This window comes from Nocardia sp. alder85J (genome assembly GCF_020176955.2).
Classification (GTDB): domain Bacteria; phylum Actinomycetota; class Actinomycetes; order Mycobacteriales; family Mycobacteriaceae; genus Nocardia.
The window spans coordinates 847,482-862,897 of sequence record NZ_JAIUCZ020000002.1 but is presented as its reverse complement, the minus strand read 5'-3'; the positions used below and the strand labels follow the sequence as shown (position 1 = coordinate 862,897).

Here is a 15,416-nt window from a genome sequence, read left to right as displayed (position 1 = left end):
TCCTGGTGTTCAGGCGTGGTCCAGGGTGCGGCGGATCTCCGTGACCGCATCCAGTTTCGACTGCACCGCGCTCAGGTCCGCCTCCAGCGCGCTGAGGTCGGGTTTCGTGGTCGCCAGGGTGTAGTCGGCCACGCCCGCCTCGATCGTCTCGACCGCGCGGGTCAGTTCCGGTAGCTGCTGGTCGCGGTGTGACCGCGGCAGCCCGGCCACGGCCACCAGGTGGTGGTCCACCGCCAGCGCCGACTGCTCCAGCCCCGAGCGCATCGACAGGCTCGCCGCCGTGTCGTAGGCGGCGACGGCGTGCAGGGCCGTCATCGCGTCGCGCAGCCGGCGGTGCAGCCGGGCCTCCGGATCGTGGGAGCGGGCCCACGACACCGGCGCCCGGGTCGGGGTGCCCGGAATCACCTGGTTGTCGTGCGCCGCCTCCCGCCGCTGGTGGTTGCCGACCACCAGCAGCACCCCGGCCACGCCGCCGATGATCACCACCAACGCCAGCAACAGCACAATCACGATGATCACGAACTACCTCCTGGTGGTCGGCCGGACCGGATGACTGACATGGTGGCCGCTGTGCGCGTGGATCTTCGAGTACACCACCAGCGCGATCACCGCGACGAGCACCACGACCACGATCGCGACCGCGATCTTGACCTTGCTCCACGGCCGCTGGCCGGACACCTGACCGGTCAGGCCGTTGATGTACACCCGGAACGGCTGATTGGCGTACATCACCGTGAGCAGCCAGATCGGCAGCAGCAGATGTTTGTAGGCCAAGGCATTCCAGGTCGACTGCAACGAATGGATGCGCTGCCGGTCGCCGCCGATGTCGGCGTTGACGGATTGCTCGATCAGGCCCTCCATCTCGCCGCGCACCTCCGGGAACGTCTCCTCGGCGTCCCGATCGTAGGTGCGGGCCAGATGCCCGGCGAGATACTCCGGCGAATATCCGGTGGCCTCCTGAATCGGCCACGGCTCCAACGCCTTCACCTTGCCGTGGTCCAGATCGATGTTGGCCAGCGCCGGCATGTCGGCGAACTGGTTGGCCACCTCACCGGACACCGGGTACCACTCGGTGCGGGTCTCGGTTTGCAGATCCCCGTCGCTGTCCCGGTATTCGACCACGTAGTCGATACCGCGCTCACCGGTGTACCAGCTGTAGGTGTCGGCGTCGTAGGTGAAATACGCGTGGTAGACGCTGGCCAGCGAGCCGAGCCGGCGGTACTTCTTGAACGCCGACGGCGCGAACCACCGCTTCGACACCCACCGCTCGACCAGGTCCCGGGCCTGCTTCTCGTTCACCCGGAACGGCACCACCCCGTCCACCGGCAACCGGGCCGGCGCATCGTGCACGTCGTCGCGCTGGATCGGCGTGGCACAGTACGGACATTTGGTCGCCGTCAAACTGCCCACGAAAGTGGTGGTGCCACCACAACTCTGGCACTTCACCTCGCGCTCGCCGGTGACCTGCGGCCCGGCGACGGCAGTCTGCGCCTCGCGCAGTTCCGCCATCGCCTCCTGGAGATCCCGCGCCACCACCGGTTCCCGGGGCACACTGATCTCGTTGTAGTTGCCACAACTGGGGCAGCGCAGCTTCTGGCTGTCGATGTCGAACATCAACTGGCCGCCACACGCCGAACACGGATAGGTCCGGGTCCCCTCGGTCCGATGCAGCATCGCCCGATCCGGCTGCGCCGGAACGTTTTCGGCCACCCGCTCCGGCGCGGGCGGCGCCTCGGCCGCCTGCGGCGGCAGATTCAACACCACCCCGACACCCCCGAACTGCGGCGGCATCCCACCCCCGGGCATCGGCGGCGGCATCAGCCCCCCGGGGGCTCCGAATGCCACCCCACCTCCCGGCAACGGCGGCGGAGCCATACCGGGCCCACCCGGCAGCGGTGGCGGCCCGCCAGAACCACCGGGCAACGGCGGCGGGCCGCCCGGTCCGCCGGGCAACGGCGGCGGCCCACCCTGACCACCGGGAAGAGAAGGCGGCCCGCCCGGAATACCCCTGCCCGGCAACGGGGGCGGCGCAGCGTGCGGCGTGCCCGGACCGCCGCTGCCGGGCAGCGGTGGCGGAAGAGCCGACCCGGCAGCGGGCGGCACACCGGTGCCCGGCAATGGCGGCGGAACGGAAGCACCCGTTGTCGGCGCACCCGCGCCGCCGACCGGACCACCCGCATCTTGCGGTGACATAGATTGTCCCTCAACGAATTCAGAGTCGTGTGCCGACGGTGCAACATCACCGCTCGGTAGTGGAGGCGGACCCGAGGCAGCGGCCGGACCGCCCGCTCCCGCACCTCCGGTGCGAGCCGACGGCGGAGTACCTCCCAACCCCAGCAGCGAACTCGCCTGCGCAGGAGCCGATTCGGAGTCGGCCACGGCCGAGTGCACCGTCTCCTCCGCGTGCTGTGGCGAATCCGGCTGCGGCGCGCTGCTGCCGGAAAGCTGTGACGACACCGCCGGACCGCTGCCCGGCAACGATGGCGGAAGCGAACCGGGAGTATCCGGTACCCCGTGCGGCCGTGGTTCGGCGCCGGGAGAATACGGGCGGCCGTCGGGCATATTCGAAGGATTGTGCTGCGGCGAAACAGATCCGGGCAGATATGCCGGTGCGCCCGGCAACGGCGGAGGGCCGCCTGGATGGCCAGGTGGATTGCCGCCCGGGTACGGCTGATATCCGGGCGGGTAGGCCGACTGCGGGGCTACACCGCCGGGCAGTGGGTTCGGAGGTCCGCCGGGATATCCGGGTGGCGGGCCCGCGTTGCCGCCCGAGTACTGCCGGCCATCGGGTGACCGGGGCGCAACGCCGGGTGGCGGCATCATTCCGGGCCCCTGCGCGGGTGGATATCCCCGCCCGGCAGGGTGATTTCCCGGATACGGCGGAGGCGGCATCGGGGCGGAAGCAGGTGGCATCGGGGTGCCGCGGCCGGGCGGCGGTGGCACCGGACCCGGGAATCCGGAGGCGGGCGGATGGTTTCCCGGCAGTGGGGGCGGCGCGACCGGGTTCGGCCAGGACCCGCCCCCCGGCGTCGGCGGAGGGCCGCCCTGATACGGCGGCATCGGCGCGCCGGGGCGTTGCGGCGGGAACGGCGGCGGCGTGTCGGGGCCACCGGGCCGCGGGCCGGGCTGCTGGTACGGGGGCCGGCCAGGCTGCCGGGGTGCGCCGCCCGGCGGTGGTACAGGTCCGGGACCACCCTGATAGGGCGGCATGGGCGCGCCGGGACCGGGCCCCATCGGCGGGCCCGGACGCTGCGGCGGGAACGGCGGCGTGTGGGGACCGCCGGACCGCGGGCCCGCGCCCTCGGGTGGAGGCTGCCCGGGTTGCCATTGCCCGACCGCAGGGTGCGGCGGTGGTCCCGGCAGCGGAGGGATCGGTCCTGGGGCGGACGGCCCGAAACCGGGCCCCGGAGCGGGCGGTTGCCCCGAGTGCCCGGACGCGGGGTTCGGGAAAGGTGGCCGGTCCGCACCCCCGGGCGAGGAGGATTCGCCCGGGGGTGCGGGGTCCGGTTGCGGGCCGGTGTATTTCACCGTTTCCGGGGCGGGTGGACGGCCCGGTGGCGGGGCGCCGGCGCCGGGTGGGTCGGTGGCGGGGGGTGGTTGGTCTTGCTGATTCACGTGTGGCCCCGAAAGTCTTGCTGTCGCTTCCCTCTACGACGGACGGTGCTACTGCGGTGGCAGCGGCGGTGGGGTGCCCGGCAGCGGCGGCGGGGCGGCGAAGAGGGGTTGCAGGGCCTGGACGGTGTCGGCGGCGGCCCAGGCGGCCATGCCGGTGGTCCAGACGTTCGTCTGGGGAGTGAGCTGGCCGGAGGCGACGAACTGGCGCAGTTGGTCCAGCGGGTAGGGGCCCGCGGCCTGGCCGTTCAGCTCGATGTGGAAGGGCTGCTGGCTGGGCAGCGGCGGCGGGGCGTAACCGGGCTGGGGTTGCTGGGCCTGCTGGGGCTGCTGCGCGTACTGCTGCTGGGGCTGGGGGGCGAAGCCGCCCTGCATGGCGCCGGCCATCTGGCCGCCGAGGACCACGCCCATGCCGGCCTGCATGGCCGCGCCCATCGCGCCGCCGCCGCTGGGGTTCTCGGCCGCGGCGAGCATCGCGTCGGCGGCCTGGGCCTGCTGGTAGCGGTTCAGGTCGACGTTGTTGAGGAAGCCGCTGGCCTCGACGCCGCGGGCGACGCCGCGGGTCATCGCCTGCTGGATCTCCTCCGGCAGCGAGATGATCATGGTGACCTGGTCGACGCCCAGGCCGAACGGCTGCATCCGCTGCGCGACGAATTCCCGGAGCTTGTCCGACAATTCGACCTGGCGGCCCTGGAGGTCGATGGCGCCCAGGCCGGTTGCCAGCACCATGTCGGAGAAGGCCAGCGAGATGTTGCGGCGCAGCAGGTCGGTGATCTGCTCGGTGTCCACGACACTCTCGGTGCCGATCACCTGGCGCAGGAACACCTCCGCATCGGTCACCTTCACCGTGCTGGTGCCGTTGGCGCGCACCTGCACCATCCGGAAGTCGGGGTCGCGCACCGTCACCGGCTGGGGTGTGCCCCAGCGGAAGTCGGTCACCGGGCGGGTGTTGATGTAGTACACCTCGGACCGGAAGGGGCTGTTGAAGCCGTACTTCCACCCTTGCAGCGTCGACATGATCGGCATGTTCTCGCTGGTGAGGGCGTAATGGCCGGGCACGTACCGGTCGGCGAGCTGGCCGCGGTACACGAACAGGGCCTGCTGGCCCTCGCGCACGATCAGCTGTGCGCCGTTCTTGATCTCGTTGTCGTAACGCGGAAATCGCCACGCCAGCGTGGTGTTGCCGTCATCGAGCCATTCGATGAGATCGATGAACTCGCCGCGAATCATGTCCCTGAGGCCCATGTGCCCTCGTCTCCCTCCGGTCGGGCCGCGCCCGTCCGCTCAGCGTATCGGCTGTTCGGCGCGGCGTGTTAATGCCCGGAAGGATTACACCGCACGGCCGGTGAATTCGTCCATCGAGTGGTAGACCCCGACCGCGTTGAGATAGAAATCGCGCAGCCGCAACGGCAGCAACCCGGAGATTGCCCGATTGAGCCGGGATGTCCACGGCAGCACCACCAGTGGCGCGCCCTTCTTCATCTCCCGCCAGGAGGTGTCCACCACCTCGTCCTGCCGCAGCACCGGGGTGAACAGGAAACCCTTGGCGCCCTGGAACATTCCGGTGTCGATGTAGGTGGGGCAGACGGTGGTGACCCGGACGTGACGGTGCCCGGCCTGGTCCAGTTCGAGTCGCACCGAATCCGACCAGCCCAGCGCCGCCCATTTGGAGGCGGCGTACACGCTCATCCGCGGATTGGCCACCAGGCCCGCCGAGGAGGCGATGTTCAGCAGCCGGGCCGGGCGGCCGGCGGCCACCATCGTGGGCAGGAATTCCAGGGCCACGTACATCGGCGCGAGGGCGTTGATCGCCATGGTGCGCTCGATGTCGCCGCGGTCGCCGGTCTCCCAGAAGTACCCGTTGCCGCGCACGACACCCGCGTTGTTGACCAGGATGTCGACATCACCGACCGCGGCGCGCACCGCCGCGGCGGTATCGGCGATCGCCTGCCGGTCGGAGAGGTCGACCACGTACCGGTGGATCCGGCTCACCCCGGCGGCGGTCAGCGCCGCGGCGGCCTCGGCCAGCGCCGCCGCGTCGATGTCCCACAGCACCACGTGCGCGGCCCGCTCGGCCACCGCGCGGGCGGCGAACGATCTGCCCAAACCCCGTGCGGCGCCGGTGATCAGCACCGTCGTCCCGGCCACCGTGTCCATGCTCGTCCCGCTCCGTTCCCTGTCGATCCGCGGAATTCACTGCTGCCGCAACGCCTTCATGACGCCGAAGTACGCCGTCATGGTCTTCGCCCACAACGCCTGCGACATCCCGGGCAGCGGCGCGATCGGCACCGCACGCTGCACCGCGATGGTCTGGGTGTCGACATAGCCGAGCAGCCCCTCCGGCCCGTGCCGCCGCCCGGTGCCCGAATCGCCGAGCCCGCCCGAGGGTGCGGCCACACTCCCCCACGCCGCGAGGAAACCCTCGTTGACATTGACCGATCCGGCGCGCACCCGGGCCGCGACCGCCCGCGCGTGCGCGACGTCGCGACCGCACACGCTGGCATTGAGGCCGTAGGGGGTGTCGTTGGCCTGCTCGACGGCCTCGTCGTCGCTGCTCACCCGGTAGATCGACACCACCGGGCCGAAGGTCTCCTCCCGGTAGGCCGTCATGCCGGGCCGCACCCCGGTCAGCACGGTCGGCTCATAGAAGTACGGGCCCAGGTCCGGGCGGGCCCGCCCGCCGGCGAGTACGGTCGCCCCCTTCGCGACCGCGTCGCCGACGTGCGCGGTGACCGTGTCCAGCTGCCGCGGGAAGGTCAGCGAGCCGATCTCGTACGAATAGTCCAGCGCCGAGCCGAGGGTGAGCGCCCTGGTCGCCTCGGTGAATTCGGCGACGAACCGGTCGTGGACCGCGTCGTGCACGTAGATGCGCTCGATCGACTCGCACAGCTGCCCGGCGGAGGCGAAGCAGGCCCGCACCGCGATCCGGGCGGCGGCGCGCGGATCCGCGTCGGCCAGGACCAGCATGGGATTCTTGCCGCCCAGTTCCAGGGAACAGCCGATCAGCCGCTCGCCGGCCTGCCTGGCGATGATGCGGCCGGTGGCGGTGGAACCGGTGTAGTCGACGTGGTCGGCGCGCGCGACGACCTCGCCGCCGATGGCCGCGCCCCGGCCGAGCACCGCCTGCCACAACCCCTCCGGCAGACCCGCGCGGCGCGCGACATCGATGGCCCACAGCGCGGTCTGGTTGTCCGGTCGGGCGATCACCGCGTTCCCGGCGACCAGGGCGGGCAGCGCGTCGGAGGCGGCCAGCGCGAGCGGATAGTTCCACGGGGAGATCACCGCGACCACCCCCTTCGGGCGGTAGCGCACCTCCACCCGGGTGAGCAGCGGCAGCACGCCGCGCGGGGTGCGCGGGGTCAGCAGCCGCTCGGCGCGGGCGGCGTAGTAGCGGGCGTTCACGGCCACGTCGCCGACCTCGTCGAAGGCGTGCACCCGGGATTTGCCGCTCTCCCGCTGCACCAGGTCGAGTACCGCCGACTGTTCGGCCAGCACCAGGTCGTGGAACCTGCGCAGGATCGAAACCCGTTCCCGCACCGGCACTTCGGCCCAGTCCCGCTGCGCCTGCCGGGCCACCGCGAAGGCCCGGTCGAGATCCGCGGGCGAGGACTGCGGCAGGTCGACGAGGAACTGTCCGGTGGCCGGGGCGTGGATCGCCACCGTACCGGCGCCACCGGCCACGGCGTGCGCGAGCAGACGGCGGACCAGCGGCTGCGGCAGTGCCGCGGCGGCGGTCGGCGAGGCGGTCGTCATGGTCGGCCCTCTCGGTCGAGCAGGGTGCCCACCGGACCGGGCCGGATTTATCTGAACACACCTGTTACGTTAACAGTGGTGTTAGATTAATGCCCGGCCCAGTGGCGTTGTCAACCCCGCACCCGGGTTTGCAAGGATGACGGACATGACCGAGGCGGTCGTATGACGAACAAGGCAGTCGCGGCAGAACGAGCAGCACGATGAGCACAGGACGAACGCGGTGACGACCACCGGACGAGCACGGCGGTGACCACCCCCCCAGCGCGGCGCGGCCGCCCACCGCAGACCGCCGAACAGGCCGACGAGGTCCGCGCCCGGATCGTCGCCGCCACCGGCGCGGTGTTCACCGAACACGGTTCACGCGGCCTGCACGTCGCCCGCATCATCGAGGCGGCGGGCATCTCGCGTCCCACCTTCTACCGCTATTTCGGCAATGCGGAACAACCCCTGCACGTGCTGCTGGCGGCCTCCAACGACGGGCTGGTCGGCGGTATCCGGGCCGCGCTCGCACAATCCACCGAGCCGGTGCAGCTGGGCATCGCCCTCATCGACGCCTACCTGGAATGGGCGGCGGGGCACGGGCCGATGCTGCGCCCGGTCTTCGCCGAACTGCACGACCCCGGCTCCCCCGTCTCGGGCTATCGCGAGGACGCCTTCGACGACATCCGGGCGCTGGTCCGCGCCACGTTCGCGGCGCTGGGCCGCCGCCCGCCCGGCCCGCTGGAACTCGACACCGCGTTGCAGGTCTGCGAATACGTGGTGTTCCGGCTGTCGGCGGCCCCGCCCGCGCCGGAGGCCCTCGCGGCCGCGCGGATCATCATGATCCGCAGCGTGCTGGTCACCCTCGGCACCCGCGCCGACATCGAATCCGCGCTGACGCTGCCCGGACTGTTCGAATCCGGTGCGGCTCAGTCGGACGTGGGCACCCAGTCCTCCAGATAGGCGCGGTAGGTGCCCATCGGCAGCGCCGCGTCGTAGACCAGGTCACCGGCCGGCGAGAACTCCGAGATGTGCGGCGCCATCCCCCAGCCGACGAACGTGTCGCCGTTGTCCAGGCCCTGGGCATCGCCCATCGCGAACGCCACCAGCCCGTCGGGATGAGGCTGGTTGCGCACCAGCGTCGCCCGATGTTCCCGCGGATCCACCCGGATCCACTCCACGCTGGAATGCCCGAGGGTGTGTGAGCCGCTGGAGTTGTTGTCGAACAGCCGCACGGTGTCGGCGTCGGCGAATTCCGCGTCGTGCTGGTAGGCGAATTCGATACCGGGCCCGAGATCCAGGGTGGAATGCTTCCCGCCCAGTTGCCAGTCGATCGCCCCGGAACGGATGTCGACGTCGTACACCGCGGAGGTGTTGCGCAGTGAGATCAGCAGATTCCCGCGCGGGTCCAGGCTGATCGAATTCATGTGGTACGGATCGTAATCGCCGCCGCCGGACAGGGTGTCGGGCTCGGTGGTGTCGGCGAGCGGCACGTGTTCGGCCGCGCTCCACCGGAACAGCACCCGCCCGGTGGCCACGTCCACCACCGAGGCGATCGCGTCGAGCATGGTGCCGTTCGCCGGGCCCCCGATCGCGGTGAGATCGGCGGTCTGCCGCCGGTAGGAGGTGATCAGCGCCCGCCCGTCCGGGGTGAGCCGGAATTCGTGCACGTCCGCGTCCAGACCGTCGCCGGGGGTCAGCGTCCGGATCACGTGACCGTGCTCGTCGGCGATGTAGTCGACCCCGGCGCCGTGGCCACTCTGGCTGGTGCCCTGCCACCAGGTCAGCACCCGTTCACCCTGATAGGTCTGGGCCCGGAAGTTGGACACGTCCTGGCCGGCGGGCGGGTCGTAGCGCCACAGTTCGCGGCCCGACTTGTCCAGCACCACGTTCGCGGGCCTGGCCACCGGGACGTCGGACAGGATGCGGGACAGGCCCGGAACCACCGCGGCCGCGCTGAGGCCGGTGGTGTAGTAGATGTAGCCCGGGCCGCCCTCGGGCTTGTTCACCCGCACCGTGTAGGTGAGCGCCCCGATGGGCGAGCTGGGCAGCAACGGTTCCGCGGCGGCCGTCGCGGGCAGCGCCGTCACCGCGCTCAGCGCCGCCGCCATCATCGCCGTCCGCAGACTTCCGCGCACCCCGACCATCGCACTACCTCCTCCGTACCCGGCCGTCCCGGCCGACCGGGCAAAACGCATCCCAGGGTATCGGACCACTCGCCCTGTTGCGGGAGCGGGATCGGTCCGTTTCGAGCCGATCGCCGCACCGGCGGGGGTGCGGAACCGGACCGCTCACGCGCGCAGCCCGCTCGCGCGCAGCACCCGGCGCCCGATGCCGGCCCGGACCGCCTCCTCGGTGCCGATGATCCGGACATGGGTTCGGGCGCGAGTGATGGCGGTGTACAACAGCTCCCGGGTCAGCAGCGTGGACTCGGGGCCGGGCAGCACCACCGAGACGGTGCCGTACTGGCTGCCCTGGCTGCGGTGGATGGTCATCGCGTACACCGTGGTGACGCCGGGGAACTGGGTGGGATGGACGAGATAGGGTTCGTTACCGCGTTGCAGGGCCGCGCGCAGCGTGCCGTCGGGGCCCCGGACGATGACGCCGGTGTCGCCGTTGTAGATGCGGGCCTCGTGATCGTTGGCGGTGACCAGCAGCGGCTGGCCCGGAAACCAGTGCCCGCCACCGTGATCCGCGCCGAGCCCGGCCGCGGCGACCCAGTCGGCGGCCAGCCGGTCCCAGTGCTCGACGCCGAACCGGCCCTGGCGGTGCGCACACAGCAGCCGATGCGATTCCATCGCCGCGAGAGCCGTTGCGGCGTCACCGTGTTCGGCCGCCGCGGTGGCCTCGCGGGCGGCGCGGACCACATCGGCGCGGACCTCGGCGACCGCGTCGGGGGCGCACAGCGAGATCTCGCTGCCACCGGCGGCCAGCAGCGCCAGCGCGTCGTCGGCGGCCCCGGCGCGCACGGCCACCGCCAGTTCCGCGATCCGGCCGCCGAACCGGCGGCCGCGGGTGAGCCGGACGATGCCGCCGCGCAGCCGATCTCGTTCCCGCGCGCTCAGCGAATCCGGATGTCCGGCGACGCCGGCATCCGGGCCCAGGATCTCGTCCAGCACCGGATTCGGCTGGGCGGCAACGGGTCCGGCGACCAGGTCGGCCAGTACCGCGCCGGCGTCGACGGAGGCCAGCTGGTCGGGGTCGCCGACGAGCACCAGGCGGGCGTCGGGCCGCACCGCCGGCAGCAGGCAGCTCATCATGGTCAGCGACACCATCGAGGTCTCGTCCACCACGATCACGTCGTAGGGCAGCCGGTTGAACGCGTGGTGCCGGAACCGGGTGGCCCCGCCGCGCTGCCAGCCCAGCAGCCGGTGCAGGGTGGCGGCGGTCAGCTCCGGCAGGTCCAGGCCCCGGGCCTGTTCCCGCACCGACTCCTGGAGGCGGGCGGCGGCTTTGCCGGTGGGGGCGGCCAGCGCGATCCGCAGCGCGGGCGCGCCCGGGATCGCGGCCTGGTGCGCGGTCAGCAGCGCCAGGATCCGGGCGATGGTGTGGGTCTTGCCGGTGCCGGGCCCGCCGGCGACCACGGTGGTCCAGTGCGTGGCGGCCAGTGCGGCGGCGACCCGCTGCCGATCCGGCGGATCGCCCGGACCGCCGGTCTCGGGGAACAGCCGATCCAATTGCCGCCGAACGGTTTCCGGATCGACCAGGGGATGGGTGCCGGACCGGTCGACGAGCGCCGCGCGGATGGTCTGTTCCTGCCGGTAGTACCGGTCCAGATACAGCAGCGGACCGGATTCGTGGTCGACCAGCCGCAGCGGGCGCAACGGCCCGGCCGCGCTGCCGCAGACCAGCGGGCTGATCCGCAGCGCGGCCACCACCGCCTCGGCCGCGGGCCACGGCAGGGTCGCGGGATCGATCGCGTCCGGATCTATCTCGGCGTCGAAACCCTCACCGTCGATACCGATCTCGTGCATCCGGGCCAGCTCCAGGCAGACCGAGCCGGACCGCACCGCGCGCACCGCCAGCGCGGCCGCCAGCAGCACCGGCTCCGACTCCTCGCGGCCCAACCGGCCCAGCCGCAGCGCGACGTGCACATCCGCGGCGGACAGCACCCCGGCGACGTTGAAGATCCGCAGCAGACCGGTGGCCCGCTGCGCCAGCTGGATCGCCGTCACGGCGCCACCTCGCCGGCCAGCAGCGCGGACAGCTCGATGATCAGCGCCGGGGACGGATCCCATTCCGAGACACCGCAACCCGGTGGCGTCTCGGGGCCGATCATGCCGCGCACGAACAGGTACCGGATGCCACCGAGATGGAGCGCGGGATCGTAACCGGGCAACCGCCAGCGCAGATAGCGGTGCAGGGCGACCGAATACAGGATGGCCTGCAACGGATAGTGCGAGCGCATCATCTCCGCGGCCATGTGCTCGGGGGTGTAGTGGGCGACGGTGAGATCGCCGGTGCCCAGGCGGTTGGTCTTGTAGTCCACGACCACGAAACGCGGCCCCGGCAGCCGCAGCACCGCGTCGATACTGCCGGTGAGATAGCCCCGCAGGGGCGTGTCGTCGAGGGCGTCGAGCAGATCCGGATATGCCGCGAACGGGTCGCCGGCGGGCAGGTGCCGCCGCAGCAGCGCGGCGATCCGGTGCAGGGTCGCGTATTCCGCCGCCGGGGTCTCGCCACCGGCCAGCGGCAGTTCGAAGGCCAACTCGTTCAACCGATCCCGGCACGCGACCGCGGCCAGCGAACCCATCGGCGCGGCGGGCGACGGGCCGTCCAGCGGGGTGCGCAGCACCGCGAGCAGGGCCGTGGCCAGGGCGTCGACATCGACCTCGGCCATCAGCTCCGCGACCGCGTCGGCACAGCGGCGGTGCACCTCCGCGGCGAGGTCCGCGGCGTCGGTGTCGACCAGTTCCAGCACACCGTGCACGAGGACGCCGAATTCCGCGCCGTAGGGCAGCGCGTTCATCAGAGAGGCCGCGGCCGTGGCGGTTTCTGCCGGCCCGGCCAGCTCGACCGGGGTGTCGGGCTCGTCGGAGACGCCGGGGGCCTCCTCCGGCTGCCCGTGGGTGTCGTGGGCCCCCGCGGTCAGCGCGGAATAGGAGGTGCGGCGCCAGTCCTGATCCACCTCGCGGTCGAACACCGCCGCCGCCAGCTCGCCCGTGGCCGCCGCGGCCCGCTCCCAGCGCGGCCGTGCGGTCGGCACCGTGCCGACCGGCTCCACCTCGATCAGCCCCGGGCCCGCGTCCGCGGCCCACTGGGTCAGCAGTTCGGCCACCGCCGGATCCGCGGGGACCTCGGCCCGGGCCGCGACCTCGGCGGTCTCGGGCCGGCGGCCGAGGATCATCCGGTGCAGCGGCGCGTACATGGTGCCGTAGGCGGGCGCCCACCAGGCCACCACCCGGGACTGCGCGCGGGTCAGCGCCACGTACAGCAGGCGCAGTTCCTCCCCCGCGTCCTCGGCCTCGGTGAGCTTCTTGCGCTCGGTGTAGCCGGGCGCCTCCGGGCCGCCGACATCCAGCACCCGGTCGCCGTCCTCGTGGAACAGCAGGGTGACCGGATTCGGATTCTTGGCGCTGTCCCAGGCGAACGGCAGGTACACGACCGGGAATTCGAGGCCCTTGCTGGCGTGCACGGTGGCGATCTGCACGGCCGCGTCGTCGCGGTCCAGGCGGCGGCTGCGGTCGGACACCGCACCGGAGGCGGGATCGCGGATGCGGTCGGCCAGCCAGCGGGTGAGCGCGGTGAGCCCCAGCGATTCCCGCAGCGCGGCCTGATCCAGCAGCTGTGCGATGTGCCGCAGGTCGGTGAGCTGCCGTTCGCCACCCGCGACCGCGAGCAGCCGGGGCGCCAGCCGGGTCTCCGCGGCGAGCTTCTCGAACACCGCGGCGAATCCGGCGCGCGCGAACAACCGCGCGCCCTCCCGCAGCTGGGTGGACAGCCGGCCCACCAGATCCGCACCGCCGGCGTCGATCTCGGCCGCGGTCAGCCCGAGCAACGGGGTACCGGCCGCCAGCCGCACCCGGTCGCCGCGGTGCGGCTGCTCCAGCGCTCGCAGCAGCCACAGCCAGTCGTCGGCCGCGTCGGTGCCGAAGACGCTCGCACCGCCGGCCAGCACCGACGCCACCCCCACCCGATCCAGCGCGGCCCGCACCAGATCGATCTGCGCGCGGGTGCGGACCAGCACCGCGATATCGCCGGGCCCCAGCGGCCGGTCACCGAAGTGCGCCCCGGCGTCCAGCAGTGCCACCACGTCCGCGGCCAGATCCTCGGCGACCCGGGCGCGCTGTGTGCCGACGGCCGGAAATCCGGACTTGTTCTTCGGCCCCGCGCCGTCGCGGGGGAACACCCGCAGCCGCAGCGGCGCGCCCGCCGCACCCGTCAGCCGGGTGCGCGGCTGCACCGCCGACACCGGATGCACGGTGATGTCGTGGTGGCCCAGCGCCGCACCGCCCATCAGATGGGACAGGGCGCCGAGCAGTCCCGCGTCACTGCGCCGGTTGGTGGTCAGCTCCCGCCGCCCGTCGGCATGTGCGACGGCGTCGAGGTAGCTCAGCACCTCCGCCCCGCGGAAGGCGTAGATGGCCTGCTTCGGATCGCCGACCAGCACCAGCGCCGCGTGCCCGTGGAAACAGCGCCGCAGGATGTCCCACTGCAACGGATCGGTGTCCTGGAACTCGTCGACCAGCACCACCCGATACCGCGCCCGGATCCGGCGGCAGGCGCCCTCGCCGTGCGCCGGATCGGCCAGCACCTCGTGCAGCAGCACCAGCAGGTCGTCGAAGTCGCGGATACTCGAGAGCCGTTTGCGCCGTTCGACTTCCGCTCGCACCGCGGCGGCGAAGGCGACCCGCTCGGCGGCCGGGTGATCCCCGATCTCCGGCCCCGGCGCCAGGCGCGCGTGCCGATCCTGCACCGCCGCCCGCGCCAGCGTGTACGCCTCCTTCACCGGGAACGGCGCCCCACCGCGCGCATACCGCGACAGATAGAGATCGTCGGCCACGGTGACGACCAGATCGTCCACATTGTCGACCAGCCGGGCTCCCGGATCCTGCTCCCCCGCCAGCCCGAGCTCGTCCAGCATCCGCTGGCAGAAACTGTGCGTGGTCGCGATGGTCCCGGCGTCGAAATCCGACAGCGCCGCCAGCAACCGCCCCCGCCGCAGCGCCACCTCCGCCGAATCCGCCTGCGCCAGATGCCGGATCAGCTCGTCCCCACTACCCCGCGCCGCCTCCGGATCGACCAGCCCCGCCGCCACCGCGACGAACCGGTCCCGGGTCCGTTCCCGCAACTCCTGGGTCGCCGCCCGGCTGAACGTCACCAGCAGCAACTGCGACACGTCCACCCCGGCCTCGGCCACGAACCGCACCGCCAGCCCGACGATCGCATACGTCTTCCCGGTCCCCGCGCTGGCCTCCAGCACGGTCGTCCCCCACGGCAGCTCCCCGCACAACTCGAACCGCTGCCCCACCGGGCCGGTCGCGTGTTCCCACCCGGAGAATCCCTGCTCGCGATCGGAATCCGGCACACCGCCATCGGCCGCATCCGCGAATTCCGCGGTCCGCGAGAGAAACTCCTGCATCGGATCGGCAGCGACCTCCGCCGCACCCACACCGTTCACCGCCACCCGCACCGAACCCTCCGCCTCCTCGCTCGCCACACCCCCGGAAATCGAATCCCCGACCTCCCCCGCCGCCGGATACTCCCGATCGATATCTCCGAGCGCCGCCTGATCGGTTGCGGCAGTATCGGATTCGAGCGAATCCGGCAGCGTCCGCTGGTCCGCTACCGGCGGCTTCGACCCGGAGGGCGCGTCAGAGGTGGGCCGCTCACCGGGGTCACCGACCGATCCCGGTCCTGCCGCAGCCGCCGATGCGTCGACATCCCCGGCCGACACCGGCAACTCCCGGTCCGAATCGCTCTGCGCGGATTGCCGTCTCGCGGCAGCGCCGGAATCGACAGGCGACAGCGACGCGGCAGCAGAATCACCCGACGATGCGGGAGAGCCCGGATCCGGGGCAGACTGCGGCGTTATGGCCGTTGCGGATTCGGCCGAGTGCGCGGGCGCGCTC

Annotated in this window: 9 protein-coding genes; 1 reads left to right on the top strand and 8 read right to left on the bottom strand. The window is 72.1% G+C overall.

Annotation, left to right across the window (positions count from 1 at the left end; translation table 11 throughout):
- Positions 1-9: 9 nt before the first annotated feature.
- From LBW94_RS10080 to LBW94_RS10055, 5 genes are all read right to left on the bottom strand, one after another.
- On the bottom strand, positions 10-519 hold the full coding sequence (locus tag LBW94_RS10080; RefSeq protein WP_225053386.1) for a hypothetical protein: 510 nt from the start codon (positions 517-519) through the stop codon (positions 10-12).
- A gap of 3 nt (positions 520-522) precedes the next feature.
- Positions 523-1,845 carry a hypothetical protein gene (locus LBW94_RS10075; RefSeq protein ID WP_225053837.1) on the bottom strand — a complete coding sequence of 441 codons (1,323 nt, stop codon included), beginning with the start codon at positions 1,843-1,845 and terminating at the stop codon, positions 523-525.
- 1,818 nt (positions 1,846-3,663) lie between these two features.
- The gene (locus tag LBW94_RS10065; protein ID WP_225053384.1) at positions 3,664-4,857 is read right to left on the bottom strand and encodes an SPFH domain-containing protein; all 1,194 of its coding nucleotides are present in this window, start codon (positions 4,855-4,857) and stop codon (positions 3,664-3,666) included.
- Positions 4,858-4,941: 84 nt separating this feature from the next.
- Entirely contained in the window at positions 4,942-5,769 is an 828-nt protein-coding gene (locus tag LBW94_RS10060) for an SDR family NAD(P)-dependent oxidoreductase (protein ID WP_225053383.1), read from the bottom strand.
- A gap of 36 nt (positions 5,770-5,805) precedes the next feature.
- Positions 5,806-7,365, bottom strand: coding sequence for a succinic semialdehyde dehydrogenase (locus tag LBW94_RS10055; protein ID WP_225053381.1), 1,560 nt, complete (start codon positions 7,363-7,365; stop codon positions 5,806-5,808).
- Positions 7,366-7,611: 246 nt separating this feature from the next.
- On the opposite strand from LBW94_RS10055, the gene LBW94_RS10050 reads away from it, so the two are divergent.
- A complete protein-coding gene (locus LBW94_RS10050) occupies positions 7,612-8,307 on the top strand; it encodes a TetR/AcrR family transcriptional regulator (RefSeq protein WP_225053379.1) in 696 nt (231 codons plus the stop codon).
- On the opposite strand, the gene LBW94_RS10045 is transcribed toward LBW94_RS10050, so the two are convergent.
- The 3 genes from LBW94_RS10045 to LBW94_RS10035 form a co-directional block, all read right to left on the bottom strand.
- Positions 8,274-9,491, bottom strand: a complete 1,218-nt coding sequence (locus LBW94_RS10045; protein WP_225053377.1) for an arylsulfotransferase family protein — start codon at positions 9,489-9,491, stop codon at positions 8,274-8,276. The genes LBW94_RS10050 and LBW94_RS10045 overlap by 34 nt on opposite strands.
- A 144-nt stretch (positions 9,492-9,635) precedes the next feature.
- Positions 9,636-11,519: an exodeoxyribonuclease V subunit alpha gene (gene recD, locus LBW94_RS10040; RefSeq protein ID WP_225053375.1), complete on the bottom strand. Its 1,884-nt coding sequence runs from the start codon at positions 11,517-11,519 to the stop codon at positions 9,636-9,638.
- Positions 11,516-14,926 (bottom strand): UvrD-helicase domain-containing protein, encoded by a 3,411-nt coding sequence (locus tag LBW94_RS10035; protein WP_416276869.1) that lies wholly within the window; start codon positions 14,924-14,926, stop codon positions 11,516-11,518. The genes recD and LBW94_RS10035 overlap by 4 nt, the downstream gene beginning before the upstream one ends.
- Between the last annotated feature and the right edge of the window lie 490 nt (positions 14,927-15,416).

Coding starts and splice junctions, on each gene's coding strand:
- LBW94_RS10065 (WP_225053384.1), bottom strand. CDS start 4,857: ATGGGCCTCAGGGACATGATTCGCGGCGAGTTCATCGATCTCATCGAA.
- LBW94_RS10045 (WP_225053377.1), bottom strand. CDS start 9,491: ATGGTCGGGGTGCGCGGAAGTCTGCGGACGGCGATGATGGCGGCGGCG.
- LBW94_RS10060 (WP_225053383.1), bottom strand. CDS start 5,769: ATGGACACGGTGGCCGGGACGACGGTGCTGATCACCGGCGCCGCACGG.
- LBW94_RS10055 (WP_225053381.1), bottom strand. CDS start 7,365: ATGACGACCGCCTCGCCGACCGCCGCCGCGGCACTGCCGCAGCCGCTG.
- LBW94_RS10035 (WP_416276869.1), bottom strand. CDS start 14,926: ATGCAGGAGTTTCTCTCGCGGACCGCGGAATTCGCGGATGCGGCCGAT.